Here is a 25,160-nt window from a genome sequence, read left to right as displayed (position 1 = left end):
ACCGGGTTGGTGCAGCCGGCTGACCGTCGGCTCTACCGGTGGTGAACGGGAGGATGCGTGGGTGATGCCATGACCTGGCGATCACATCCACGCTGGCATGTTGGTCACCATGGCCAACGACTTCCCCCAACGTCCGCCGCCGCCGCTGCTGGACGATGCCTGTGCGCTGTTCCTGGACGTGGATGGCACCCTTATCGAATTCGCGGACGACCCCGAGTCGGTCGCGCTGCTGCCGGATGTGCGTGAGGCGATCGGGCGCATCAGCGACCGCCTGGATGGCGCGGTCGCGCTGATCAGCGGCCGACCGCTGGCGCAGCTGGACAAGCTGTTTGCGCCCCTGAGCCTGCCCGCCGCCGGCCTGCATGGCCACGAGCTGCGCAACCACGAGCAGCGCGCGCAGAGCAGTGATCCCTCCGCCGATACCAGTGAGTGGCTGCACGCCCTGCACCAGCAGGCGATGCGGTTCGCGCACGGCTACCCCGGCGTGCTCGTTGAAGACAAGGGCCGCAGCCTGGCCCTGCATTGGCGTGGTGCTCCGCATGCCGCCAATGACGTGCGTGCGTTTGCCGAACGGCATATCCGCGGGCATGGCGGCTATCGGCTGCAGCCGGGCGACCATGTGATCGAATTCCTGCCTGAGGGCAGCGACAAGGGGCGTGCGATGCGGCAGCTGCTGCTGCAGCCGCCGTTCCGTGATCGCATGCCGGTGTTCGTCGGCGATGACCTCACCGATGAATTCGGCTTCGGCGCGGCCAATGACCTGCATGGCTGGAGCGTGCTGGTCGGAGCGCGCGAGCCGAGCGATGCGGTGTTCTCGCTGCCGACGATACGCAGCGTCCACGCCTGGCTTCGCGAGAATGCCTACTGATGCCTTGACCCCAAGGCCCCCTGACGCCGCGCGCAGGTCTCCCCCACCGGTGTGCCGCCGCGGCATGACACGAGACTTCCTGCATCATGAGCGAACCCGATCTGAATCTGGGCGTGGTCGGCAATGGCAGCTTCGGCGCGCTGATCGACAAGCACGCGCGCGTCGTCTGGAGCTGCCTGCCGACCTTCGACGGCGACCCCACCTTCTGCGCCCTGCTTGGCCCCAATCAACAAGAGGGCGGTGACTTCGGCATCGAGCTGGAGGACATGGTCGAGAGCGAACAGAGCTACCTGACCAACACCGCCATCCTGCGCACCGTGCTGCGCGACAAGCATGGCGGCGCGCTGGAAATCATCGATTTCGCGCCGCGCTGGCGCCAGAACGACCGCTTCTACCGGCCGGTCAGCCTGATCCGCCAGGTCCGCCCGCTGTCCGGCAACCCGCGCATCATCGTGCGCGCCCGGCCACTGGCCGACTGGGGCGCGCGCGTTCCCGATTCGACCTGGGGCAGCAACCACATCCGCTGGGTGCTGCCCGACCACGTGCTGCGCCTGACCACGGATGTGCCGCTGCGCTTCGTGCGCGACGGCCTGCCGTTCGTGCTCAACCACCCGGTGCACCTGGTGCTGGGGGTGGACGAATCGCTCAACCGTTCGCTCAGTGGTTACGTGCAGGAATCCTTCCAGCGCACGCGCGACTACTGGCGCGAATGGGTGCGCTATCTGTCCATCCCGCTGGAATGGCAGGACGCGGTGATCCGCAGCGCGATCACGCTGAAACTGTGCCAGTACGAAGACAGCGGCGCGATCATCGCCGCGATGACGACCTCCATTCCCGAAGCGCCCGGCAGCATCCGCAACTGGGATTACCGCTATTGCTGGCTGCGCGATGCCGCCTTCGTGGTGCGTACGCTCAACCGCCTCGGCGCCACGCGCACGATGGAGCAGTTCCTGGGCTACATCTTCAACCTGGCCACCGCCGATGGCAGCCTGCAGCCGCTGTACGGCATCAGCTTCGAGGCCAAGCTGGAAGAAAGCGAAGTCCCCTCGCTGTCCGGCTACCGCGGCATGGGGCCGGTGCGCCGCGGCAACCTGGCCTGGGTGCAGCGCCAGCACGATGTCTACGGCAGCGTGGTGCTCGCCTCCACGCAGCTGTTCTTCGATCGCCGCCTGCAGGACCCGGGCGATGCACACACCTTCGCGCGGCTGGAGCCGCTCGGCGAGCAGGCCTTCACCCTGCATGACGTGCCCGATGCCGGGCTGTGGGAGTTCCGCGGCCGCACCGAAGTGCATACCTACACCAGCGCGATGTGCTGGGCCGCCTGCGACCGCCTGTGCAAGATCGCGGTGCGACTGAAGCTGGATGATCGCGCCACCTACTGGCGCGAGCGAGCCGACATCATCCATGCGCGGATCATGCGCGACTCGTGGAGCGAAGCGCTCGGGCACTTCACCGATACCTTCGGTGGCCACCGCCTGGATGCCTCGTTGCTGCTGCTGGCCGACATCGGGTTCATCGACGCCACCGACGCACGCTTTGTCGCCACCGTCGAGGCGATCGGCCGCGATCTCAAACATGGCAACGCGCTGTACCGTTACGTGGCGCCGGATGACTTCGGCGAACCGGAAACCAGCTTCACCATCTGCACCTTCTGGTACATCGATGCGCTTGCCGCGATCGGTCGCCTGGACGAAGCGCGCGAGATGTTCGAGATGCTGCTGGAGCGCCGCAATCACCTGGGCCTGCTCTCCGAAGACCTGGCCTTTGACAATGGCGAGGCCTGGGGCAACTTCCCGCAGACCTATTCGCACGTGGGCCTGATCACCGCCGCCATGCGCCTGTCGCGCAGCTGGCAGGAGGCATCATGAGCCGCCTGGTCGTCGTGTCCAACCGGGTCGCCGTTCCCGGTGAATCCCGCGCCGGCGGCCTGGCGGTCGGCCTGCTCGCCGCGCTCAAGGAACGTGGCGGCCTGTGGTTCGGCTGGAGCGGCAAGTCGGTACGCGACAACAGCGGCACGCTGCACGAGCAGGTGGACGGTGACATCCGCTACGTCACCATGGACCTCAACAAGCGCGATGTGGACGGCTACTACAACGGCTTCGCCAATCGCACGCTGTGGCCATTGCTGCACTTCCGGCTGGACCTGGTCGACTACGACCGCGGGACGCGCGAAACGTACCGCCGGGTCAACGCGCTGTTCGCCGAGAAGCTCGCCCCGCTGCTGCGCGAAGACGACATCGTCTGGATCCACGATTACCACCTGATCCCACTCGCCTCGCTGCTGCGCGAGCGTGGCATCGGCTGCCGGATCGGCTTCTTCCTGCATGTGCCGATGCCCTCGGCGGACCTGCTGCAGGCCATGCCCGACCACCTGCGGTTGTTCTCCAGCCTGTACGCCTATGACCTGGTCGGCTTCCAGACCCAGCGCGATGCGGACCGTTTCCAGTCCTACGTGCGCCTGTTCGGTGGCGGCCGGGTGCTGCCCGATGGCGAGCTGGAAGCGCCCGGTGGCCGACGCTTCCGCGCCGCGGCCTTCCCGATCGGCATCGATACCGAGTTCATTGCGCGGCAGGCCAAGGCCGGGGCGAACAAGCCAGCGGTCAAGGACCTGCGCGGCAGCCTGCGCAATCGCCAGCTGGCGATCGGCGTGGACCGGCTGGACTACTCCAAGGGCCTGCCCGAACGCTTCCAGGGTTTCGAGCGGTATCTGGAACGCCACCCGGACCAGCATGGCTCGCTCACGTATCTGCAGATCGCCCCGGTATCCCGTGGCGATGTCACCGAGTACCGGCAGCTGCGCGGCCAGCTGGAACAGATCGCCGGCCACATCAACGGCGGGCATGCCGCGCCGGACTGGACCCCGCTGCGCTACGTCAACCAGAACTTCACCCATGCCACCCTGACCGGCTTCTACCGGGCGGCGGCGGTGGGCCTGGTGACCCCGTTGCGCGACGGCATGAACCTGGTCGCCAAGGAATACGTCGCCTCGCAGGATCCGGAGAATCCGGGCGTACTGGTGCTGTCACTGCTGGCCGGCGCTGCCGATGAACTCAAGCAGGCACTGCTGGTCAATCCACATGACCTCGATGGCGTGGCCGATGCGATCGCCACGGCCGCGACGATGCCGCTGAAGAAGCGCGTGGAGCGCTGGCAGGCGATGATGGACCACCTGCGCACCTACGACATCAATCATTGGCGGCAGACGTATCTTCAGGCCCTGGAAGGGTGATCCCGCCGGGCTACGGGAAGCGCGTACGGTAGTGCCGGCCGCTGGCCGGCTCGTCACGATCGTTCAGACGGTCACGGCGCGATCCACGCCAGGGTCGCCATGCGCCCGGTGCGGCGGTCGCGCCGGTGCGAGTAGAACCGCTGCGGATCGGCCAGCGTGCAGTACTGCCCGCCACTGATGCTGGCCGGGTCCAGCCCGGCGGCCTGCAGGCGCCGGCGGGCCAACGCGTACAGGTCGACCTTCCAGTGCCCCGGCCGTGTTGCCACGAATGCCGCCGCAGCGCCCTCGTCGCGCTCCACGAAGGCCTCGAACACGTCCTCGCCGATCTCGTACAGCGCCGGCCCGGCGGCCGGCCCCAGCCACGCCTGCAGCTGCACGGGCGGGGTCTGCAGGGCGGCCACGGTGGCCTCCAGCATCCCATCGGCCAGCCCGCGCCACCCGGCATGGGCGGCGCCGATCTCACCGCCATCGCGCGCGGCGAACACCACCGGCAGGCAGTCGGCGGTGAGAATCGCCAGCACCACGCCCGGCACCGAGGTCACGGCGGCATCGGCGGTCGGTTCAGCCTCCACACCCGCGGCGGTCGGCGGCGCGGTGAAGCGGCGCACGCCGGTGCCATGCACCTGGCGCAGCCAATGCGGCGCCGAGGGCAGGCCCAGCCCGGGCACCAGCAGGTCACGGTTGCGCTGCACCTGCGCCGGGTCGTCACCATCGGCCGAGTACCGGTTGCCCATGTTGAACTGGTCGAACGGCGCCACCGAACCGCCCGCGCCGAAACGCAGGGTGGTCAGCGCATGGACCCCGCTCGGGGCCTGCCAGTCGGCGCGCAGCACGGGCACGGTGGCGTCCATCAGCGGCGGTTGCGTTCCTGCTCGGCGAAGCGCTTGCTGTCTTCGCGCAGGGCGTGCAGCAGGGCCTGCATGTCAGCCGGCGGCGGCGCGCTGTTGGTAATCTTCTCACCGGTGATCGGGTGCACGAATTCCAGCGTTTCAGCGTGCAGCGCCTGGCGCTTGAAGCCGCGCAGCTCGGCGACCAGTTCATCGCTGGCGCCCTTGGGCAGCTTCAGCGCACCGCCATACAGCTGATCGCCGATGATCGGGTGACGCAGGTGCGCCATGTGCACGCGGATCTGGTGGGTACGGCCGGTTTCCAGGCGGCACTCCAGCGCGGTGTGCGCACGGAAACGCTCGCGCAGGCGGTAATGCGTGATCGCTTCCTTGCCGTCTTCGCGCACGGCCATGCGGATGCGGTCGCGCGGGTGGCGGTCGATGCCGGCGGTCGCGGTGCCGCCGGAGACCAGCGCACCCACCACCACGGCCAGGTACTGGCGGTGCACTTCACGGGCGGAGAGCTGCTCCACCAGTGCGGTCTGCGCCTGGATCGTGCGGGCGATCACCATCACGCCGCTGGTGTCCTTGTCCAGGCGGTGCACGATGCCCGCGCGCGGCAGCACCGACAGCGAGGGGTCGCGGAACAGCAGCGCATTGACCAGAGTACCGGTCGGGTTGCCCGCGCCGGGATGGACCACCAGGCCGACCGGCTTGTTGATCACGAACACGTGCTCGTCCTCGTACAGGACCTCCAGCGGGATGTCCTCCGGCTCGGCATGGGTCTGGGTGTCGAGCACGACATGCAGGCTGGCCACCTCGCCGCCGCGCACCGGGTCGCGCCCGCGCACGGTGTCGCCGTCCAGCAGGACGTCCCCGGACTTGATCCACTCGGTCAGCTTGGACCGGGAGAATTCGGGGAACAGCTCGGCCAGGACCGCGTCGAAACGCCGGCCGGCGGCGGTATCGGGCACGATGGCCTGGCGGGGGGAATCGGAATCAGCAGGGGTATCGGACATGGGGGAACACCGCAATAGGGACAATTTTGGGGTCCGGCCGACCAGTTTCAGTCGCGGGACAGGCCACTAGGCTATCATCGACCCTTCGTATTCCAGCCGCGTCCCGCCCTGACCCCATGATCCGACGCTCCGTTATGCTGTCCGCGCCCGTCCGCCTCGCCGCCCTGATGCTGGTGCTGCTCTTCGTCGCCACCGGCTGTCACCGCGGCACCAAGGGCAAGAATCCGGATGAAGGCCTGCCGGTCGAAACGCTCTATGAGAAGAGCCACAAGCTCATGGAAGGGGGGAACTGGAGCGGTGCCGAAGCCAGCTTCCGCCGCCTGGTAGCCCAGTACCCGTATGGCCCGTACACCGAGCAGGCCATGATCGAAAGCGCCTACGCGCAGTACAAGGCCGGCAAGCACGATGACGCGGTGTCCAGCGTGGACCGCTTCATCCGTACCTACCCGACCCACCGCAACATCGCCTACATGTACTACCTGCGCGGCCTGGCCAATGGCAACCGCGACACGGTCTTCCTGCGCCGCGTCTGGTCGCTGGACCCGAGCCGCCGCGACCTGTCGAGCCCGCGCCAGGCCTATGCCGATTTCACCATCGTCACCGAGCGCTACCCCAACAGCCGCTACGCCGCCGATGCGCGCCAGCGGATGATCGCCCTGCGCGACGTGTTCGCCCAGTACGAGCTGGACAACGCCCTGTACTACCTGCGCCGCGAGGCCTACGTCTCGGCCGCCGGCCGCGCCAACTTCCTGCTGGAAAACTACCCGCAGAGCGCGTTCCAGTACGACGCCGTGGCCGCGCTGGGCGAGGCCTACACCCGCCTGGGCAACAAGACCCTGGCCGACGATGCCCGCCGCGTGCTCGAGCTGAACCAGCCCGACCACCCGTGGCTGCAGGGCAACTGGCCGAAGTACCCGTGGATGGTCCGCAAGCTGAACCCGTTTGCCGGCGAGAAGTCCGCCAGTACCGGCGAACGCAACGCCACGATGAATCGCAAGTAAGACAAAAAAGGCCCCGAAAGGGGCCTTTTCCGTCAAGGGACGTTTCCCAAGCCGCTCCTTCTGGGACTGGCATCTCAGCGCCAACGATCCGCGCTATTCAGACTGACACCTCACGGCCACACCCGCCCGCAAGGAGTCTGCATGATGCTCAAGATCGTCCATCTGCGCGCCGCATCCCTCGTGTTCGTCTCCGCCACCCTCGGCCTCGCCGCCGGTGCAGCCGGTGCAGCCGGTTCCACTGCGCCGTCGCAGGCAGGCGATCTCATCTCGGCCGAGTCCTATCAGGCCAGTTGGGTGCCTTCCCGGGCCGCCCGTGCCTACAAGCTGAGCTATCGCACCCCCGACCACCACGGCCACCTGGCCCAAGGCACGGGTCTTCTGTACCTGCCAGCGGGCACTGCACCCCCCGGTGGCTGGCCGGTCGTCTCCTGGGCGCATGGCACCCAGGGCGTTGCCGATCACTGTGCGCCATCGGTTTCCGGTCCCTTCCAGCCCGAGCGCGATGGCCGCTTCCTCGACCAGTTCCTGGCCCGGGGCTACGCCGTGGCAGCTGCGGACTACCAGGGGCTGGGCAGCCCCGGCGAGCATGCTTATCTCCACGTCGGGACCGCTGCGCGCAACACCATCGACATGATCAAGGCCAGCCGTCAGTACCTCGGCCCGGCGACCCTCGCCCCGCGCTGGGTCTCGGTGGGCCACTCCCAGGGAGGGGCGGCCGCGCTCGCCGCCGGCCATATCGGGCCTGGCTACGGCGGCCCGTCGCTGGAGTACCGGGGCAGTTTCACCACCGGCACCCCCACTGCCGTGGAACTGACCGCACTGGTGATGAAACCCGACAACCTCACAGCCAATCCCGGCGCGCTCAATGCGTACCATGCCTACCTGCTGGACGGTCTGCTGCAGCTTGCGCCACACATCGACCAGGTACTGTCCGAACACGGGCGCGCGCGCGTCGCGCTGGCCCGCCAGCACTGCCTGGGTGCCCTGAGCACGCTGCTGGAAGGCGCCAACACCGGCGAGATGTTCAGCGCGCCGCTGTACACCGTGCCTGGCATCTGGACGCTGCTGCACGATTATCTGGGCGTGCCACGGCGCGGCTTCAGCCAGCCATTGATGCTCGGCCACGGGCGCCAGGACCGCGATGTGCCCTATGTCACCACGCTTCTGTACGCCGCTGGCCTGGCGCTGCGCGGGGAACCGGTCGCGTTCCGCGCCTACCCGGTCGATCACCGCGGCACGCTGGACGCAGCGGCAGCCGATGGCCTCGCCTTCGTGCGCACGCGCCTGGACGCCGGCGCGCCGGCCTACAACGCGTTGGACGAAGTCACCGCACTGGAAGCGTTGCTGGATACGTCACCGTAGCCGGCAATCGTTCCTCGCCGGGCAGCTCAGCCCTTGTACCCGTTACTGATCGGGTAGCGCCGCTCACGCCCGAACGCCCGGCGCGAGACCTTCGGCCCCGGGGCTGCCTGGTGGCGCTTCCACTCGCTGGTGCGCACCAGGCGCAGCACACGGTCCACCACCTCGGCGGCGTAGCCGGCGGCCACGATCTCCTCGCGTGACTGCTCCTGGTCCACGTAGCGGTACAGGATGCCGTCCAGCACGTCATAGGCCGGCAGCGAATCCTGGTCGGTCTGGTTGGCGCGCAGCTCGGCCGAGGGCGGGCGGGAAATCACCGCCGGTGGGATCACAGGCGCACCGCCTACGGTATTGCGCCACTTGGACAGGCCGAACACCTCGGTTTTGTACAGGTCCTTGAGCGGCGCATAGCCACCGCACATGTCGCCGTAGATGGTGGCGTAGCCGACCGCATACTCGCTCTTGTTGCCGGTGGTCAGCAGCAGCCCGCCGAACTTGTTGGACAGCGCCATCAGGATCACGCCGCGGCTGCGCGACTGCAGGTTCTCTTCGGTCACATCCGCCGCCGGCCCCTCGAACATCGGGCCCAGCGCGGCCATCAGGCCTTCGAACACCGGCTCGATCGAGACCGCTTCCAGCGTCACGCCCAGCGCGCGGCACTGTTCGGCCGCCAGGTCGTTGGACATGTCCGCCGTATAGCGCGACGGCAGCCGCACTGCGGTGACGTTGGCCGCGCCCAGCGCGTCCACCGCCATCGCCAGCACCAGCGCCGAATCGATGCCGCCGGACAGGCCGAGCCAGACCTTCTTGAAACCGTTCTTGCGGCAGTAATCCTGGATACCGCGGGTCACCGCACGCCAGGCCAGCGCATCCATGCTTTCGTCGCCGTCGTCGATCCACTCGCGCGGCAGGAAGCGGCGCGCACCCGCGTCGTAATCCACGACCAGCCACTGGTCGGTGAAGGCCGCGGCGGCCGGGTGCACCGTGCCATCCCCATCGGCGACCACCGAGGCGCCATCGAACACCAGCGCGTCCTGGCCGCCCACCACGTTGAGGTAGGCGATCGCGGCCCCGCTCTCACGGGTACGCTCGGCCAGCAGCGCGTCGCGCTGGGCGTGCTTGCCGCGCTCATACGGGGAGGCATTGGGCACGACCACCAGCTGCGCGCCGGCGCGGACGGTATCGGCCAGCGGTTCGGCGAACCACAGGTCCTCGCAGACCAGTACACCGACCGGCACGCCCTTCAGTTCGAACACGCAGCTGCCGCCGTCCGGATCGACATCGAAATAGCGGCGCTCATCGAACACCGCGTAGTTGGGCAGCTCGCGCTTGCGGTAAGTGTGCTCGACCTTGCCGTCGCGCAGCACGCTGGCCGCGTTGTAGACCACCGCGCCGGCTGCCTGGGGCCAACCGACCACGGCCGCGATCCCCGTGGTGGCCGCCGCGATGCGCTCCAGCGCCTGCTGGCAGTCGTACAGGAAGCCCGGGCGCAGCAGCAGATCCTCCGGCGGGTAGCCGCTGATGGCCAGCTCGGGGAACACCACCAGCTCGGCACCGTACTCATCGCGCGCCTCGGCGATCATCGCGATGATGTTGTCGGTGTTCTGCGCCACCGCGCCAACCGGGAAATCGAACTGCGCCAGGGCAATGCGGAGCGACGTCATGGGGTTCCAGCCTGTAGGTGTACTGCGCTCATTGTAGTGCCGGCCGCTGGCCGGCAACCACGCATTCGGCGGCAGCACGATGCGGCGCCGGCCAGCGGCCGGCACGACGTGGCGTGCGTACCGAACAACCGTGGGGACCTACCGGTCCCGGTGTTGCCTTGAACGCAGAAAGGCCGCCCGGAGGCGGCCTTTCTGTTTGATGCAGCCGACCAACGGTCGGCTCTACGGGCAGCCGACCAACGGTCGGCTCTACGGGCAGCCGACCAACGGTCGGCTCTACCTACGCGTCGGCCGCGGTGCGGCCGGCGTTTTATTTCACCAGCTTGGCGATGGCAGCGCCCAGGTCGCCCGGCGAACGGACGGTCACGACGCCAGCAGCTTCCATGGCAGCAAACTTGCCTTCGGCAGTGCCCTTGCCGCCCGATGCGATCGCACCGGCGTGGCCCATGCGCTTGCCGGCCGGAGCCGAGGCGCCCGCGATGAAACCGACGACCGGCTTCTTCACGTGGTTCTTGATGTACTCGGCACCGGCTTCTTCAGCGTCACCGCCGATTTCGCCGACCATGATGATGCCTTCGGTCTGCGGATCTTCGTTGAACAGCTTCAGGCAGTCGACGAAGTTCAGGCCGTTGATCGGGTCACCACCGATGCCGATGCAGGTGGACTGGCCCAGGCCGACTTCGGTGGTCTGCTTGACCGCTTCATAGGTCAGGGTGCCCGAACGCGACACGATGCCGATCTTGCCCGGCTGGTGGATGTGGCCCGGCATGATGCCGATCTTGCACTCACCCGGGGTGATGACGCCCGGGCAGTTCGGCCCGATCAGCACGGTGTCCGGATGCGAACGGGTCAGCACGTTCTTGACGCGCAGCATGTCCAGCACCGGGATGCCTTCGGTGATGCACACGATGACCTGGATGCCGGCAGCCGCCGCTTCCAGGATCGCATCAGCCGCGTACGGCGGCGGCACGTAGATGACCGAGGCATTGGCGCCGGTGCTCTGCACGGCGTCGGCAACGGTGTTGAAGACCGGCAGGTCGATGTGGGTGGTGCCGCCCTTGCCGGGGGTCACGCCGCCAACAACCTGGGTGCCGTACTCGATCATCTGAGTGGCGTGGAAGGTGCCCTGCTGGCCGGTGAAGCCCTGCACGATCACCTTGGTGTTCTTGTTAATCAAAACAGACATGGGAATTCCTTGGTGTCGGGATCAGGCGGCGTTCTTGACAGCTTCAACGATCTTCTTGGCGCCATCGTTGATGTTGTCAGCCGGGATGATGGCCATGCCGCTGTCGCGCAGCAGCTGCTTGCCTTCTTCCACGTTGGTGCCTTCCAGGCGCACCACGACCGGAACCTTGACGCCCACTTCCTTCACGGCCGCGATGATGCCTTCGGCAATCATGTCGCAGCGGACGATGCCGCCGAAGATGTTGACGAAGATGCCTTCGACCTTGTCCGAGGACAGGATCAGCTTGAAGGCTTCAATGACACGCTGCTTGTTCGCACCGCCGCCCACGTCCAGGAAGTTCGCCGGCTCGCCGCCGTTGAGCTTGATGACGTCCATGGTGGCCATGGCCAGGCCGGCGCCGTTGACCATGCAGCCGATGTTGCCGTCCATGGTGACGTAGTTGATGTCCAGCTCCGAAGCGATCACTTCGGTCGGATCTTCCTGGGTCTTGTCGCGCATGGCGACCAGGGCCTTCTGGCGGAACGCGGCGTTGTCGTCGCTGTCGAACTTGCCGTCCAGCGCGTACAGGTTGCCGTCGTCCAGGATGGCCAGCGGGTTGATTTCAACCAGGGCCAGGTCCTTTTCGTTGAACAGGCGGTACAGGTTCACCATGATGTTGGCGAACTGGCCGGCCTGCTTGGCGGTCAGGCCCAGCTTGAAGCCGAAATCACGGCCGTGGTAACCCTGCACGCCTTCAACGAAATCAACGTTGAGCGAGTGGATCAGCTCGGGGGTTTCAGCGGCGACCTGCTCGATCTCCACGCCGCCTTCCGAAGAGGCGATGTAGGTGATGGTCTTGGTGCCACGGTCAACCAGCACCGACAGGTACAGTTCCTTGACGATCTCGCCAGCGGTGGTCACCAGCACCAGGTTGACCGGCAGTTCAACGCCGGCGGTCTGGTAGGTGGCCATCTTGGTGCCGAGCATCTTGGCCGCAGCGGCCTTCACGTCGTCGGTGGTCTTGCAGAACTTGACGCCGCCAGCCTTGCCGCGGCCGCCAGCGTGGATCTGCGCCTTGACCATCCAAGGGCCCTGGCCCAGGGCGTTGGCAGCGTCAACCGCTTCGTCCGGGGTAGCCGCGACCTTGCCGGCCGGAACGGGAATGCCGTACTCGGCAAGCAGCTGTTTTGACTGGTATTCGTGGAAATTCATGCGTCACCGTGGGAATAGGAACGACCGCACGCATCTCCAAGGCTCCCTCACGGGGGCGCCGGTAAGGACCGCGGCGGGCCCACTATTGTGGACGACCCGGCGCGCAGGCGCAAAGAAGTCAGTGGCAAGACACCGGCCAGGCACCGTTTCCGGCGCAATTTCAGACAGTTGCGGCAGGTGCCGGAAACAGCCACCCGGGTCGCCCGCGGCACGCCCGCGCAGCCTGCAGGCACCCGCACGCGGTCCGGCCTTCACACACCCCGCCCCGGCCACCGGCCCCCAAACCCGGCCGGACCCCCTACACTGCCCCCATGCCAGAAGGGGAGTTCCGGCGTGTCACCCAGTGCTTCATTGATCGACCGCATCGAATCGATACCGCGGCGCGAGCTGTATTTCTTCGCGCTGTACCGCCTGCTGATGGCCACCGTCATCGGCGCGCTGCTGTTCAGCCCGCTGAGCGGCCTGGTAGGAACCGCCGACCATCCCCGGCTGGCGACGTTCGTGGCCAGCGGCTATCTGGCGGTGGCCGTGCTGGTGCTGCTGTTCGGCCGCAACGAGCGCTGGCTGCGCACCATCGTGGTGTGGAGCGTGGCTGCCGACATCATCGCCGCCACCCTGCTCGCCCATGCCCTGCCCGGGGCCAGCGCGGGCATCTCGATGTCGTTGCTGTTCAACGTCGCCGCCGCCGCGACGCTGCTCCCATTGAGCATGGGGCTGGGCCTGGCCGCGGCCGCCAGTGCCGCCACCGCCGGCGAGTATCTCTGGAAACAGATCGAAGGCGGCGACCCGACCCGCACGCTGGCCGAACTGGCCATGTTCGTCACCAGCTACCTGGCCATCGCCTTCATCAGTTACCAGGTCGGCAACCGCGCCCGCATGAACCAGCAACTGGCCAACCAGCGTGGCGATGAAGTGGCCAACCTGTTCCAGATCAACGAACTGATCATCCGCCGCATGCGCACCGGCGTGATCGTGGTGGACGGGGCCAACCGCATCACGCTGGCCAACGAAGCGGCCTCCACCCTGCTCGGCGATGCCGACGGCAACAGTGGCAGCGGCCGGCTGGAACTGGGCAGTGCCGCGCCCGAGCTGAGCCGCCGGCTGCTGCGCTGGCGCAATGGCTGGACCAATGAAGAGATGCCCCTGCAGCTCTCGCCGGACCAACCCGAAGTGCAGCCACGCTTCGCCCGCCTGCTGGCCGGCAGCGACCTCACCCTGGTGTTCCTGGATGACTCGACCGTGGTCTCGCGGCGTGCCGAGTCCTTGACCCTCTCGGCGATGGGACGCTTCTCGGCCAGCCTGGCCCATGAGATCCGCAACCCGCTGGCGGCGATCAACTACGCCGCGCAGCTGCTGGAGGAATCCACCGATATCGGCGACACCGACCGCCGCCTGCTGCAGATCATCAACCAGCAATGCCAGCGCACCAACGGCATCGTCGAAAGTGTGCTCGGGCTGGCGCGGCGCGAACGCGCCAACCCGGAGAACGTGGACCTGGCCGCGTTCGTGCGCCGCTTCGTACTGGAGTACAAGCAGGGCCTGTCGCTGGAAACCGACAGCGTGGAACCGATCATCAGCGAGACCTCGGTGCACGCGCTGGTCGACCCGCGCCACCTGCACCAGATCCTCACCGTGCTGGTCCACAACGCGCTCAAATACGGCCGCGTGGCCGATGAGCCGGCCCGCGTGCGGCTGCGCGTGGCGCGCCAGGAGCGCACCGCCATCATCGATGTGATGGACCGTGGCCCGGGCATTCCCGAGACGGTCGCCAGCCAGTTGTTCCGTCCCTTCTTCACCACCTCCGAGCACGGCACCGGGCTGGGCCTGTATATCGCCCGCGAGCTGTGCCGCGCCAACCAGGCACGGCTGGAGTACGTCTCGGTGCCTGCCGGTGGCGCCTGTTTCCGGCTCGTGCTGGCCGGCCCGCACACGATGATGGCCGGATGAGCGGCGCATACCCGGTCACCTCCGTCAAACATTTGTCGCCAATGACCGCCCTCGGCTATCTTCCTTCCTTATGAATGACACCCGCAGCGCCCTCGTCGTCGATGACGAGCGTGACATCCGCGAACTGCTGGTACTGACCCTGGGCCGCATGGGCCTGCGCATCAGCACCGCGGCCAACCTCGCCGAAGCCCGTGAACTGCTGGCCAGCAACCCGTACGACCTGTGCATCACCGACATGCGCCTGCCCGACGGCAACGGCATCGAGCTGGTCACCGAGATCGCGCAGCACTACCCGCGCACGCCGGTGGCGATGATCACCGCCTTCGGCAGCATGGACCTGGCGGTGGAAGCGTTGAAGGCCGGCGCCTTCGATTTCGTCAGCAAGCCGGTCGACATCTCGGTGCTGCGCGGCCTGGTCAAGCACGCGCTGGAACTCAACAACACCGAGCGCCCCGCCCCCGCACCGCTCGCGCCGGAACAGGCCGCACGCCTGCTCGGCGACTCACCTTCGATGGATGTGCTGCGCGCCACCATCGGCAAGGTCGCGCGCAGCCAGGCGCCGGTCTATATCCTTGGCGAATCCGGCGTCGGCAAGGAACTGGTCGCACGCACGATCCACGCGCAGAGCGCGCGCGCCCCCGGCGCCTTCGTGCCGGTCAACTGCGGCGCGATTCCGTCCGAACTGATGGAAAGCGAGTTCTTCGGGCACAAGAAGGGCAGCTTCAGCGGCGCCCATGCGGACAAGCCCGGCCTGTTCCAGGCCGCGCACGGCGGCACCCTGTTCCTGGATGAAGTGGCCGAGCTGCCCCTGCAGATGCAGGTCAAACTGCTGCGCGCGATCCAGGAGAAATCGATCCGTCCGGTCGGTGCCGCCACCGAAGTGCCAGTGGACGTACGCATCCTTTCCGCCACGCACAAGGACCTGGGCGAACTGGTTGAAGACGGCCGCTTCCGCCACGATCTGTACTACCGCATCAACGTGATCGAACTGCGCGTGCCACCGCTGCGCGAACGCCGCAGCGACCTGCCCGCGCTGGCCGCCTCGATCCTGGCCCGGCTGGCCCGCACCCACGGCCGCCCGACCCCGCTGCTGGCGCCCTCGGCGCTGGACGCCCTGGCCCAGTACCACTTCCCCGGCAACGTGCGCGAACTGGAGAACATCCTCGAGCGCGCCCTGGCCCTGGCCGAGGAAGACCGGATCGGTGCCAGCGACCTGCGCCTGCCCCAGCACGCGCCGCGCTTCGGCGCCGGCAGCGCGCCCGCCACCCAGGAAGAAGCCGTGGTCGACCTGCCGGCCGGCAACGGCGCCCTGCCCTCCTACATCGAGCAGATGGAGCGCACCGCGATCCAGAAGGCGCTGGAGGAGAACCGCTGGAACAAGACGCGTACCGCGGCCCAGCTGGGCATCACCTTCCGGGCGCTGCGCTACAAACTGAAAAAGCTCGGCATGGAGTAGCGCCACCCCATGGGTGGCGACCCAGCATCCGCCAGCCCAGAACCAGAAAGGCCCGCTTGCGCGGGCCTTTCCGTATCAGCCAACCGCGCTGATCAATCCTTGGTGACCCGGTTGATCTCCGCCAGACCGGTCACCCCGGCGGCGGCCTTGGCCAACGCGGACTGGCGCAGATCGTTCACCCCGGCCTGCTGCGCGGCCTCGGCGATCTGCAGCGCATTGCCACCGGCCAGCACGATCGTGGAGATCTCGTCGGTCATCGGCATCACCTGGTAGATACCGGTACGGCCCTTGTAGCCTTCGGTGCACTCATCGCAGCCGACCGGCTCGAAGAGCTTGATGCCCGCGTCCAGCTGGGCCTGGGTGAAGCCCTCGGCCAGCAGCGCGTTGGCCGGCAGCTCCACCGGGCGCTTGCAGTGGTTGCACAGCCGGCGCGCCAGGCGCTGGGCGATCACCAGGGTCACCGAGCTGGTGATGTTGTACGGCGCGATGCCCATGTTCATCAGGCGCGCGATGGTCTGCGGGGCATCGTTGGTATGCAGCGTGGAGAGCACCATGTGGCCCGTCTGCGCCGCCTTGATTGCAATCTCGGCCGTTTCCAGGTCGCGGATTTCGCCGACCATGATGATGTCCGGATCCTGGCGCAGGAACGAGCGCAGCGCCGCGGCGAACGTCATGCCGCGCTTGACGTTCTGCTGCACCTGGTTGACGCCGGGCAGGCGGATTTCCACCGGATCTTCGGCGGTGGAAATGTTGCGCGTCTCATCGTTGAGGATGCCCAGCGCGGTATACAGCGAAACGGTCTTGCCCGAGCCGGTCGGGCCGGTGACCAGCACCATGCCGTACGGCTTGTGGATCGCATCCAGGAACAGCTTCTGCTGCGCCGGCTCATACCCGAGCTTGTCGATGCCCAGTTTGGCAGCGCTGCCATCGAGGATACGCAGCACCACCTTCTCGCCGAACAGGGTCGGCAACGTACTGACGCGAAAGTCGATCTGGCGGGTCTTGGAGAGGTTGAGCTTGATGCGCCCATCCTGCGGCACGCGCTTCTCGGCGATATCCAGCTGCGCCATCACCTTCAGGCGCGCGGCGATGCGCTGGTTGAGCTTGACCGGGGCCTTGGCCACGTTCTTGAGCAGACCATCGATGCGCAGGCGCACGCGATAGTCGTCTTCGTAGGGTTCGAAATGGATATCCGAGGCGCCCTTGCGGATGGCGTCGATCAGGACCTTGTTGATGAATTTGACGACCGGGGTGTCATCGCCCTTGGCGTCGATCCCCGCATCGGTGGTACCGCCTTCCTCGTCGCCGGCCGAGACATCCAGGTCGCCCATGTCATCGTCGCCGCCGCCCAGCGCCGAGCCCAGGGTGTCCTGGCTGGTCTGCCACTGCTCCAGCGTGCGGCGGATCTGTTCCTCGTCCACCAGGATCGGCTCGACCACCAGGTTGGTGTGGAACTTGATCTCATCCAGCGAATGGGTCGGGTTGCTGGTGCCCACGAACAGCCTGCCACCGCGCTTGAACAGCGGCAGCACGTGGTGCTTGCGCAGCAACTCCTCGCTCACCAGCTTCATGGCGTTGTGGCTGCTGTCGAACGCCGACACGTCCAGCAGCGGCATGCCGAACTCCAGCGCGTTGGCCGCAGCCAGCTGCGCGGCGGTAACGAGCTTCTTCTCCGCGAACCACTGCGGCAGCGGCTGCCGGGCGGCGGTGGCGTCGGCCATGGCGGTGCGGGCGGCGGCCTCGTCCAGCGCGCCGTCCTGGACCAGGCGGCGGGCGATGCCGGTGATGCCGACGAGGTTGGCGGTGGCAGCGACAGTGTTCATGGGATGGGCTCGATCAGGTCGGATCTAGAGTAGCAACAGCGCGGCATGATGGTGCACAAACAGAAATGCCCGCGATTCCTCGCGGGCATTTTCTAAAACGCTAACAGTCATTCCGCTTTTCGCGGCATGAGCGCACTTACGGCGTAGCAGCGTTCAGGTTGTCGCACGGCTTGTTCGCGTATGGACCGGTGGACTTGGTTACCTTGCAGGTCCAAGTAATCGGCGCGGTGTCATTGGCCGGAGCAACCGGCTGAATCTCTACGCCGGCAGTCTTATCGTTGGACTCACCAACAAGCTTCAAATCACCCAAGGCGGCGCCGGCGGTGCAACCGGAAGCACCCGCACACAGGCTGGACGCTTCCGAAGCATAGTTTTCAGCGACCTTAATCTTCTCACCAGCCACCGCACCAATTGCTTGAGTAATCTTGGCGCGCGCGGTGTAGTTCTTGTACTGCGGCAGCGCGATGGCGGCCAGGATCGCGATGATCGCCACGACGATCATCAGTTCGATCAGGGTAAAGCCCTTCTGGTTCTTCATGTGTACATCCCCTAGAGATAGATAAGGTGTAGGGCACTGGGCCGTCGCCATGCCGGCAGGCCGGTTGAGCGGGGCGGGCGCCCTGTGCGGGTGGATCGAAGCAGGTTGCATGCCAACTGGACCAGCAATGCTCCCCAGCATTCCCCGGCGCAATGATGGCAGCAATCTTCCGGATTGGAACCCCCCGCGCAACAAATTGCGACGGACCCGGCAATGTGACCGGCCGCGTCACCTTCTGACCCAGCCGGTCCGGCCAACCCATCGCTTCGGGGCACCCCGTAGGACTGCCCAGCGCCAACGGAACCGGCTACCATGCCGCGAGATAGCCCGCCTGGGGATGGCGTGGCTGGGGAGCCAGAAAATGTCTGTCAGCCGTAGTGCGATCAAGAAAGAGCCCGTGGTCCGCAACACCATGGAGCTGCAACCGTTTGTCTGGGTGGGGACCGACAAACGCGGCGTCAAGATGAAAGGCGAGACGCCGGCCAAGAATGCCAATCTACTGCGCGCCGAACTGCGCCGCCAGGGCATCACGCCCAACGTGGTCAAGCCCAAGCCCAAGCCCCTGTTCGGGGCGGCCGGCAGTGCGATCAGCACCAAGGACATCGCCTTCTTCAGCCGCCAGATGGCGACGATGATGAAGTCCGGCGTGCCGATCGTCAGCTCGCTGGAGATCATCGGCAGCGGACATAAGAACCCGCGCATGCGCAAGATGGTGGAGAGCGTCCGCACCGATATCGAAGGCGGCTCCTCGCTGTACGAGGCGATCAGCAAGCACCCGGTGCAGTTCGACGAGCTCTACCGCAACCTGGTCCGGGCCGGCGAAGGCGCCGGTGTGCTGGAAACCGTGCTCGACACGGTGGCCAACTACAAAGAGAACATCGAGGCCCTGAAGGGCAAGATCAAGAAGGCCCTGTTCTACCCGGCCATGGTCATCGCGGTGGCCCTGATCGTCAGCGCGATCCTGCTGATCTTCGTGGTGCCGCAGTTCGAAGACGTGTTCAAGAGCTTCGGTGCGGACCTGCCCGCCTTCACCCAGCTGATCGTGGCCGCGTCCAGGTTCATGGTCGCGTGGTGGTGGCTCATTCTGCTCATCGTGATTGGCGGGATCGTGGGCTTCATCTTCGCCTACCGGCGATCTCCCTCGATGCAGCACGGCATGGACCGCTTCATCCTGAAGGTGCCGGTGATCGGCCAGATCATGCACAACAGCTCGATCGCCCGGTTCGCCCGGACCACGGCGGTGACCTTCAAGGCCGGCGTGCCGCTGGTGGAGGCACTCGGCATCGTGGCCGGCGCCACCGGCAACAAGATCTACGAGGAGGCCGTGCTGCGCATGCGCGACGACGTGTCCGTCGGCTACCCGGTCAACATGGCCATGAAGCAGGTCAACATCTTCCCGCACATGGTGGTGCAGATGACCGCCATCGGCGAAGAGGCCGGCGCCCTGGACACCATGCTGTTCAAGGTGGCCGAGTACTTCGAGCAGGAGGTCAACAATGCGGTCGATGCCTTGAGCAGCCTGCTCGAACCGATGATCATGGTCTTCATCGGTGTGGTCGTCGGCGGTATGGTGGTCGGCATGTACCTGCCCATCTTCAAACTCGCCTCCGTGGTTGGATAATCAATAAATGGCATTTCTCGACCAGCATCCCGGCCTCGGCTACCCCGCCGCGGTCGGGCTGGGGCTGCTCCTTGGCAGCTTCCTCAACGTCGTCATCCTGCGCCTGCCCAAGCGGCTGGAGTGGGAGTGGAAGCGCGATGCGCGCGAAGTGCTGGAAGAGCCGGACATCTACGAGCCACCACCACCGGGCATCGTGGTGGAGCCCTCGCACTGCCCGCACTGCAAGCACAAGCTGTCCTGGTACGAGAACATCCCGCTGTTCAGCTGGCTGGTCCTGCGCGGCAAGTGTCGCCATTGCCATGCCCCGATCTCGATCCAGTACCCGCTGGTGGAGCTGCTGACCGCCCTGCTGGTGGCCGCCAGCGTCTGGCAGTTCGGGTTCGGCTGGCAGGGCTTCGGCGCGATCGTGCTGAGCTGCTTCCTGGTGGCGCTGTCGGGTATCGACCTGCGCACCCAGCTGTTACCGGATCAATTGACCCTGCCCCTGATGTGGCTGGGCCTGATCGCGGCCAGCGACAACCTCTACATGCCCGCCAAACCGGCCCTGCTGGGTGCCTTGGCGGGGTATCTGTCGCTGTGGTCGGTGTGGTGGCTGTTCAAGCAGCTCACCGGCAAGGAAGGCATGGGCCACGGCGATTTCAAGCTGCTGGCCGCGCTGGGCGCCTGGTGTGGGCTCAAGGGCATCCTGCCGATCATCCTGCTGTCGTCCATCGTGGGCGCCATCGTCGGCTCGATCTGGCTGTACTCGCGCGGCCGCGACCGGGCCACGCCGATCCCCTTCGGGCCCTACCTGGCCATTGCCGGCTGGATCGTCTTCATGTGGGGCGAGCCGTTGATCAATGGCTACCTGAGCTACGCCGGCCTGCGTTGAGGGCCGCGCGATGAGCCGCTTCGTGATCGGGCTGACCGGCGGCATTGCCGCCGGCAAGAGCGAGGTCAGCCGCCGCTTCGAGGCGCTGGGCATCACCGTGGCCGACGCCGACCTGGCCGCACGCGCGGTGGTGGCGCCGGGCAGCGAGGGGTTGGCGCGGATCGCCGCCCACTTCGGAGACACCATCCTGCAGGCCGACGGCCAGCTGGACCGTGCCGCGCTACGGGCCCGCATCTTCGATTCCGCGCAGGCGCGCCAGGCGCTGGAGGCGATCACCCACCCGGCGATCCGCCAGCTGCTGCGCGAAACCTGCGAGCAGGCCGAGGGACCGTACACGATTGCCGCCATTCCCCTGCTCACCGAGGCTGGCGGCCGCCAGCAGTACCCCTGGCTGGACCGCATCCTGGTGGTGGACGTGCCGGTAGCCGTGCAGCATGCGCGGCTGATGCAGCGCGATGGCATCGATGCCGCGCTGGCCGATCGGATGATTGCCGCCCAGGCCAGCCGCGAGGCGCGCCTGGCGTTGGCCGACGACGTGGTGGTCAATGATGGGCACCCGGACCACCTGCAGGCGCATGTGGAGCGGCTGGATCGGGCCTATCGGGAGTTGGCGGCGCGATAGAACTGGGGGAGCCGACCAACGGTCGGCTCTACCGTTTCAGGCGGGGGAGAAGGTCAGCGTGGCGATGACGCCGCGCCCGGCGCCCGGCCGCACGTTGACCTGCCAGCCGTAGAGATCGCACAGGCGGCTGACGATGGACAGGCCGATACCCCCACCCTGCGAATGACCCGCATGCGTGCCGCGGTAGCCGCGCTGGAACAGCTTGGCCGCATCTTCCTCGCTCAGGCCGGGGCCGCTGTCGATCACTTCGACCGCGTTGTTGCCCACGCGCACGCGCACCGCGCCTTCCTTCGAGTACTTCACGGCATTGCCGATCAGGTTGCCCAACGCGACCGAGAGGGCCGATTCCGGTGCATCGATCACCAGGTCGTGGTTGCCTTCCAGGATCAGTTCGAGCGGCTTGCCGCCGAGCTGGGCGCGGTGAGAATCCAGCAGCTGCTCGGAGACCCGCGCGACATTGCTGCTGCCCTGCCCGCGCTCGTTGCGCGAGAGCAGCAGCAGCGCGCCAATCAGGTCGGTACATTGCTGCTCGGCGCGCTGGATGCGCTGCAGGCGCTGCAGCACCTTGGGATCGAGATCCGGGCGGGTCAGCAGCAGCTCCGTAGCACCGCGGATCACGGCCAGCGGCGTGCGCAGCTCATGGCTGACGTCGGCGTTGAACTCGCGGTCGCGCTGCACTACTTCGGTCAGCCGCGCGGAGTAGTCATCCAGCGCTTGGGCCAGCTGGCCCACTTCATCGTCCGGGAAGCGCGGTGCCAGCGGTTCGGGCTCACTGGTGCCACCGCGATACGCACGCAGGCGGGCGGCCAGATCGGAGACCGGCTTCATCACCTTGGAGGCGGACCACCAGCCCAGGACCAGGGACAGGGCGCTGAACACCAGCACGGAGAAGAACAGCGCGCGCTTGAGCTGCTCCTCGCCGCGGATGCTCTCGGTCATGTCATAGGCGAGGAAGAACCATGCATCCGGCGCTTTGCGGACGGCCAGCTTGTAGGAGAACGGTTCGTTGTGCTCGTCCACGCCGCTGAGCTTGTAATTGCCTGTGGCAAACGCCGCCCACTCCGGACGCTCTTCGCGCACGCGGTCGAACTTGTCGCTGGGATAGGCGAAAGCACGGATCTGCTGCACGGGGACGGCGGGATTGCGCCCCGGGCTCTCGTAGAACCGGCGCGCGAACTCATCGATGTTGCGGTTCATCACGTCTTCGACGAGCTGGTTCTCCACCCGGGCCCGCGCCCAGTTGGTGGCAAACGCAAACAGCGTGGTCAGGCAGAAGCCCAACAGCACGAACGAGACGATGATGCGGCTGCGCAGCCGCCGCCGATATGGCGCGCGGCGACGCTCCCCCTTCCCCGTCACCGGATCAGGCTTCCGGCGCGGCGATGCGGTATCCGATGCCATGGCGGGTCTGGATCATCGGGACTTCGAAGGGCTTGTCGACCACGGCGCGCAGGCCGTGGATGTGCACGCGCAGGGAATCCGAATCCGGCAGCTCTTCGCCCCAGACGCGGGTTTCCAGTTCCTGGCGGGTGACGACGGCCGGGGAGGCTTCCATCAGCGCCTGCAGGATCTTCAGCGCGGTCGGGTTGAGCTGCAGCAGCTTGCCCTGGCGGCGCACTTCCAGCGTGTCCAGGTTGTATTCCAGATCGCCGGTTTCCAGCACGCGGGTCTGCACGCCCTTGCCGCGACGCGACAGGGCGTTCAGACGCACCTCGACTTCCTGCAGCGCGAACGGCTTGATCAGGTAGTCGTCGGCGCCGGAGTCGAAGCCGGCCAGCTTGTTGTCCAGCGAATCGCGGGCCGTCAGCATCAGCACCGGGGTCTGCTTGCGCGCCTCGTTGCGGAGCTTGCGACAGACCTCGATCCCGTCCATGCCGGGCAGGTTGAGGTCCAGCACGATCGCGTCGAACTCATGGACGACCGCCAGGTGCAGGCCGGTGACGCCATCGGCGGCGAAGTCGACGGTGTGACCGCGGTCTTCGAGGTAATCGCCGAGGTTGGCGGCAATGTCGCTGTTGTCTTCGATGACGAGAATTCGCACTGGGACCTCTGATTCGTGGGGGTTCAACGGAAAGAACGGAGCCGCAGGGCAGCGATGGGAACGGGACTGCGCGACCTCACGCTGACCATACAGCGTCGATTCTTAACATTAGACACCGTCGAATGCTGGCGCAGCGTCAAAACCCAGCGGCGATCACCTGGCATCTTTGGGTTCGGAAATCCGAAGCTCGCGCTTCATCTGCCGGGCGTCTTCCGTCGCCTGGCGGCGCTGGGCCACCGTCATGCAGGTGCGCTGGGGGCGGTTGCTGCCGATCGGACGTTCGCTGCGGCAGACCATGCGACTGTCTTCCTTGGCGTTGGTCATCAAGGTATTGACCACTTCCTGGTCGTTGAAGACCTCTACTTTCTGCGGCGGGGTGAGCTGATCGAATCGCTCACGGCCCGCCATCCTGGTGCGGATACGGTCCAGAGCGGCCTGGACGCGGCTCTTGTCGGCCACGCTCAGCTCACTGTAATCCTCACTGTGCAGCGCGCGCTCGACCTTGGCCAGCTGCTCGGCAACCGGCGCATCGTCGGCAAGCGCCATCGCGGCCTCATCGGGGTTCGCCGGCGGCTTGGCATGGGCACCCAGCGAAAGACAGCCGAGCAGCGCGACAGCGATGATTCGATGCATCTGTGACATCTGCGACTTCCTTATCCACATGAATGAACACCAACTCTACGAGGATGCACTGGGCCCGACAAGTTACTCATGGCAGGGGCCGCAGGCCCTGCGCGGGCAGAAAAAGGCCCGGACAGACGAAGCTGGCCGGGCCTGAAGGTGTTTCCCGATTACCGATCCTGCTGAGGAGGGCAGAGCTGCGGTTCGACAGAGCCTACGCCGGGGTCGATTAAACCGATGTTAAGACCTCGAGCGGCATTGAAATACCCGGTCAACCCTTTGTATTTGCGGGCTTTTTCAGCGAAGCGACGTGATCAATGATGCGCCCGGCCAGGTCGGCCTGGCAGATCGCCTCGATCCCCTCCAGGCCGGGGGTGGAGTTGACCTCCAGCACCAGCGGGCCGCGGCTGGAGCGGATCAGATCCACGCCGGCCACGCCCAACCCGAGCGCCTTGGCCGAGCGCACCGCCACCAGCTGCTCGGCCCGGCTGGCCTTGGCGGCGCGGGCGCTGCCGCCGGCATGCAGGTTGGAGCGGAAATCTCCCTCAGGCGCCTGCCGCTGCATCGCCCCGACCACCTGATCACCCACCACCAGGCAGCGCAGGTCGGCGCCCTGCGCCTCGCCGATGAACTCCTGCATCAGGAAGTTGGCGTAGAGCCCGCGCAGCGCCTCCACGATGCCGCGTGAGGCGCTGGCCTTCTCGGTCAGGATCACGCCACGGCCCTGGGTACCCTCGTTGAGCTTCACCACGTGCGGCGGCGGGCCGAGCATCGAGAGCAGATCGACGGTGTCGTCCGGGTTGTCGCCGAACACCGTGACCGGCATGTCGATGCCCTTGGAGGCCAGGATCTGGTGCGCGCGCAGCTTGTCCCGCGCGCGCAGGATCGCGTCGGAGGGGTTGGGCGTGCGGGCGCCCATCATCTCGAACTGGCGCAGCACGGCCGTCCCGTAGCGGGTGACCGAAGCTCCGATGCGCGGGATCACCGCGTCCACCCCGGTGATCGGCCGGCCCTTGTAATGCATGGTGAAACCATCCGCGGCGATGCGCATGTAACAGCGCAACGGATCGAGGATGCGCACGGTATGGCCCCGCGCACGGGCGGCCTCCACCAGGCGACGCGTGGAGTACAGCTTGCTGTTGCGGGACAGGATGGCGAGTTTCATCGCGGCGCAGGGGCTGGAAAGCGCGAAGCATAGCGCGTGGCGTGTAGGCCGCGATGACGGACCCCGCTCGCGATCCAGCTGCCCGCATCCGGCACTTTCCCGCTGTTAATG

Annotated in this window: 21 protein-coding genes; 10 read left to right on the top strand and 11 right to left on the bottom strand. The window is 66.7% G+C overall.

Going from position 1 to position 25,160, the window contains the following annotated elements; all coding sequences use genetic code 11:
* Positions 1 to 109 precede the first annotated feature (109 nt).
* The 3 genes from otsB to otsA all read left to right on the top strand — a co-directional run bounded on the left by otsB (position 110) and on the right by otsA (position 4,097).
* Entirely contained in the window at positions 110 to 868 is a 759-nt protein-coding gene (gene otsB, locus NJD74_RS01055; protein WP_319623485.1) for a trehalose-phosphatase, read from the top strand.
* An 86-nt stretch (positions 869 to 954) separates the two neighbouring features.
* Complete coding sequence (locus NJD74_RS01050; RefSeq protein ID WP_070471236.1) at positions 955 to 2,736, top strand: glycoside hydrolase family 15 protein; 1,782 nt, start codon at positions 955 to 957, stop codon at positions 2,734 to 2,736.
* A complete protein-coding gene (gene otsA, locus NJD74_RS01045) occupies positions 2,733 to 4,097 on the top strand; it encodes an alpha,alpha-trehalose-phosphate synthase (UDP-forming) (RefSeq protein WP_019183949.1) in 1,365 nt (454 codons plus the stop codon). Before NJD74_RS01050 ends, otsA begins: the two co-directional genes overlap by 4 nt.
* 71 nt (positions 4,098 to 4,168) lie before the next feature.
* Here the strand turns inward: otsA and pgeF are convergent, their stop codons facing one another.
* Both pgeF and rluD read right to left on the bottom strand, forming a co-directional pair.
* Positions 4,169 to 4,948: a peptidoglycan editing factor PgeF gene (pgeF, locus tag NJD74_RS01040; protein ID WP_319623484.1), complete on the bottom strand. Its 780-nt coding sequence runs from the start codon at positions 4,946 to 4,948 to the stop codon at positions 4,169 to 4,171.
* Positions 4,948 to 5,943, bottom strand: coding sequence for a 23S rRNA pseudouridine(1911/1915/1917) synthase RluD (gene rluD, locus NJD74_RS01035; RefSeq protein ID WP_019183947.1), 996 nt, complete (start codon positions 5,941 to 5,943; stop codon positions 4,948 to 4,950). The genes pgeF and rluD overlap by 1 nt, the downstream gene beginning before the upstream one ends.
* 116 nt (positions 5,944 to 6,059) lie before the next feature.
* On the opposite strand from rluD, the gene NJD74_RS01030 reads away from it, so the two are divergent.
* Both NJD74_RS01030 and NJD74_RS01025 read left to right on the top strand, forming a co-directional pair.
* A complete protein-coding gene (locus NJD74_RS01030) occupies positions 6,060 to 6,944 on the top strand; it encodes an outer membrane protein assembly factor BamD (RefSeq protein ID WP_026069896.1) in 885 nt (294 codons plus the stop codon).
* A gap of 141 nt (positions 6,945 to 7,085) precedes the next feature.
* Positions 7,086 to 8,306 carry a lipase family protein gene (locus NJD74_RS01025; RefSeq protein ID WP_319623483.1) on the top strand — a complete coding sequence of 407 codons (1,221 nt, stop codon included), beginning with the start codon at positions 7,086 to 7,088 and terminating at the stop codon, positions 8,304 to 8,306.
* 26 nt (positions 8,307 to 8,332) lie between these two features.
* On the opposite strand, the gene NJD74_RS01020 is transcribed toward NJD74_RS01025, so the two are convergent.
* From NJD74_RS01020 to sucC, 3 genes are all read right to left on the bottom strand, one after another.
* Positions 8,333 to 9,967, bottom strand: coding sequence for an NAD+ synthase (locus NJD74_RS01020; protein WP_319623482.1), 1,635 nt, complete (start codon positions 9,965 to 9,967; stop codon positions 8,333 to 8,335).
* Positions 9,968 to 10,277: 310 nt separating this feature from the next.
* Positions 10,278 to 11,153 carry a succinate--CoA ligase subunit alpha gene (gene sucD / locus NJD74_RS01015; protein ID WP_019183943.1) on the bottom strand — a complete coding sequence of 292 codons (876 nt, stop codon included), beginning with the start codon at positions 11,151 to 11,153 and terminating at the stop codon, positions 10,278 to 10,280.
* Positions 11,154 to 11,174: 21 nt separating this feature from the next.
* Entirely contained in the window at positions 11,175 to 12,344 is a 1,170-nt protein-coding gene (sucC, locus tag NJD74_RS01010; RefSeq protein ID WP_019183942.1) for an ADP-forming succinate--CoA ligase subunit beta, read from the bottom strand.
* Between the two features lie 333 nt (positions 12,345 to 12,677).
* Here sucC and NJD74_RS01005 point away from each other — a divergent pair, with 333 nt between their 5' ends.
* A complete protein-coding gene (locus NJD74_RS01005) occupies positions 12,678 to 14,291 on the top strand; it encodes an ATP-binding protein (RefSeq protein WP_284128840.1) in 1,614 nt (537 codons plus the stop codon).
* 70 nt (positions 14,292 to 14,361) lie between these two features.
* The gene (locus NJD74_RS01000) at positions 14,362 to 15,747 is read left to right on the top strand and encodes a sigma-54 dependent transcriptional regulator (protein WP_046273839.1); all 1,386 of its coding nucleotides are present in this window, start codon (positions 14,362 to 14,364) and stop codon (positions 15,745 to 15,747) included.
* Between the two features lie 92 nt (positions 15,748 to 15,839).
* Here NJD74_RS01000 and pilB read toward each other — a convergent pair whose 3' ends face one another.
* Together pilB and NJD74_RS00990 are read right to left on the bottom strand one after the other, a co-directional pair.
* A complete protein-coding gene (pilB, locus tag NJD74_RS00995) occupies positions 15,840 to 17,570 on the bottom strand; it encodes a type IV-A pilus assembly ATPase PilB (RefSeq protein ID WP_019183939.1) in 1,731 nt (576 codons plus the stop codon).
* 136 nt (positions 17,571 to 17,706) lie between these two features.
* The gene (locus NJD74_RS00990) at positions 17,707 to 18,108 is read right to left on the bottom strand and encodes a prepilin-type N-terminal cleavage/methylation domain-containing protein (RefSeq protein WP_319623481.1); all 402 of its coding nucleotides are present in this window, start codon (positions 18,106 to 18,108) and stop codon (positions 17,707 to 17,709) included.
* Between the two features lie 361 nt (positions 18,109 to 18,469).
* On the opposite strand from NJD74_RS00990, the gene NJD74_RS00985 reads away from it, so the two are divergent.
* Genes NJD74_RS00985 through coaE form a run of 3 tightly spaced genes read left to right on the top strand, consistent with a single transcriptional unit; the run spans position 18,470 to position 21,222 of the window.
* Positions 18,470 to 19,729 (top strand): type II secretion system F family protein, encoded by a 1,260-nt coding sequence (locus NJD74_RS00985; protein WP_319623480.1) that lies wholly within the window; start codon positions 18,470 to 18,472, stop codon positions 19,727 to 19,729.
* Between the two features lie 7 nt (positions 19,730 to 19,736).
* Complete coding sequence (locus NJD74_RS00980) at positions 19,737 to 20,600, top strand: A24 family peptidase (protein ID WP_019183936.1); 864 nt, start codon at positions 19,737 to 19,739, stop codon at positions 20,598 to 20,600.
* Positions 20,601 to 20,610: 10 nt separating this feature from the next.
* On the top strand, positions 20,611 to 21,222 hold the full coding sequence (gene coaE / locus NJD74_RS00975) for a dephospho-CoA kinase (RefSeq protein ID WP_319623479.1): 612 nt from the start codon (positions 20,611 to 20,613) through the stop codon (positions 21,220 to 21,222).
* A 36-nt stretch (positions 21,223 to 21,258) separates the two neighbouring features.
* Here coaE and NJD74_RS00970 read toward each other — a convergent pair whose 3' ends face one another.
* The 4 genes from NJD74_RS00970 to rimK form a co-directional block, all read right to left on the bottom strand.
* Positions 21,259 to 22,581 carry a HAMP domain-containing sensor histidine kinase gene (locus tag NJD74_RS00970; protein ID WP_172838036.1) on the bottom strand — a complete coding sequence of 441 codons (1,323 nt, stop codon included), beginning with the start codon at positions 22,579 to 22,581 and terminating at the stop codon, positions 21,259 to 21,261.
* A gap of 4 nt (positions 22,582 to 22,585) precedes the next feature.
* Positions 22,586 to 23,263: a response regulator transcription factor gene (locus NJD74_RS00965; RefSeq protein ID WP_019183933.1), complete on the bottom strand. Its 678-nt coding sequence runs from the start codon at positions 23,261 to 23,263 to the stop codon at positions 22,586 to 22,588.
* A 153-nt stretch (positions 23,264 to 23,416) separates the two neighbouring features.
* Complete coding sequence (locus NJD74_RS00960; RefSeq protein WP_319623478.1) at positions 23,417 to 23,905, bottom strand: hypothetical protein; 489 nt, start codon at positions 23,903 to 23,905, stop codon at positions 23,417 to 23,419.
* A gap of 250 nt (positions 23,906 to 24,155) precedes the next feature.
* Entirely contained in the window at positions 24,156 to 25,049 is an 894-nt protein-coding gene (gene rimK, locus NJD74_RS00955; protein ID WP_121039296.1) for a 30S ribosomal protein S6--L-glutamate ligase, read from the bottom strand.
* Positions 25,050 to 25,160: the final 111 nt, after the last annotated feature.

Source organism: Stenotrophomonas sp. RG-453, assembly GCF_033843685.1.
Classification (GTDB): domain Bacteria; phylum Pseudomonadota; class Gammaproteobacteria; order Xanthomonadales; family Xanthomonadaceae; genus Stenotrophomonas; species Stenotrophomonas bentonitica_A.
The sequence above is the reverse complement of the archived record's forward strand: the minus strand, read 5'-3'. Positions and strand labels throughout refer to the sequence as shown.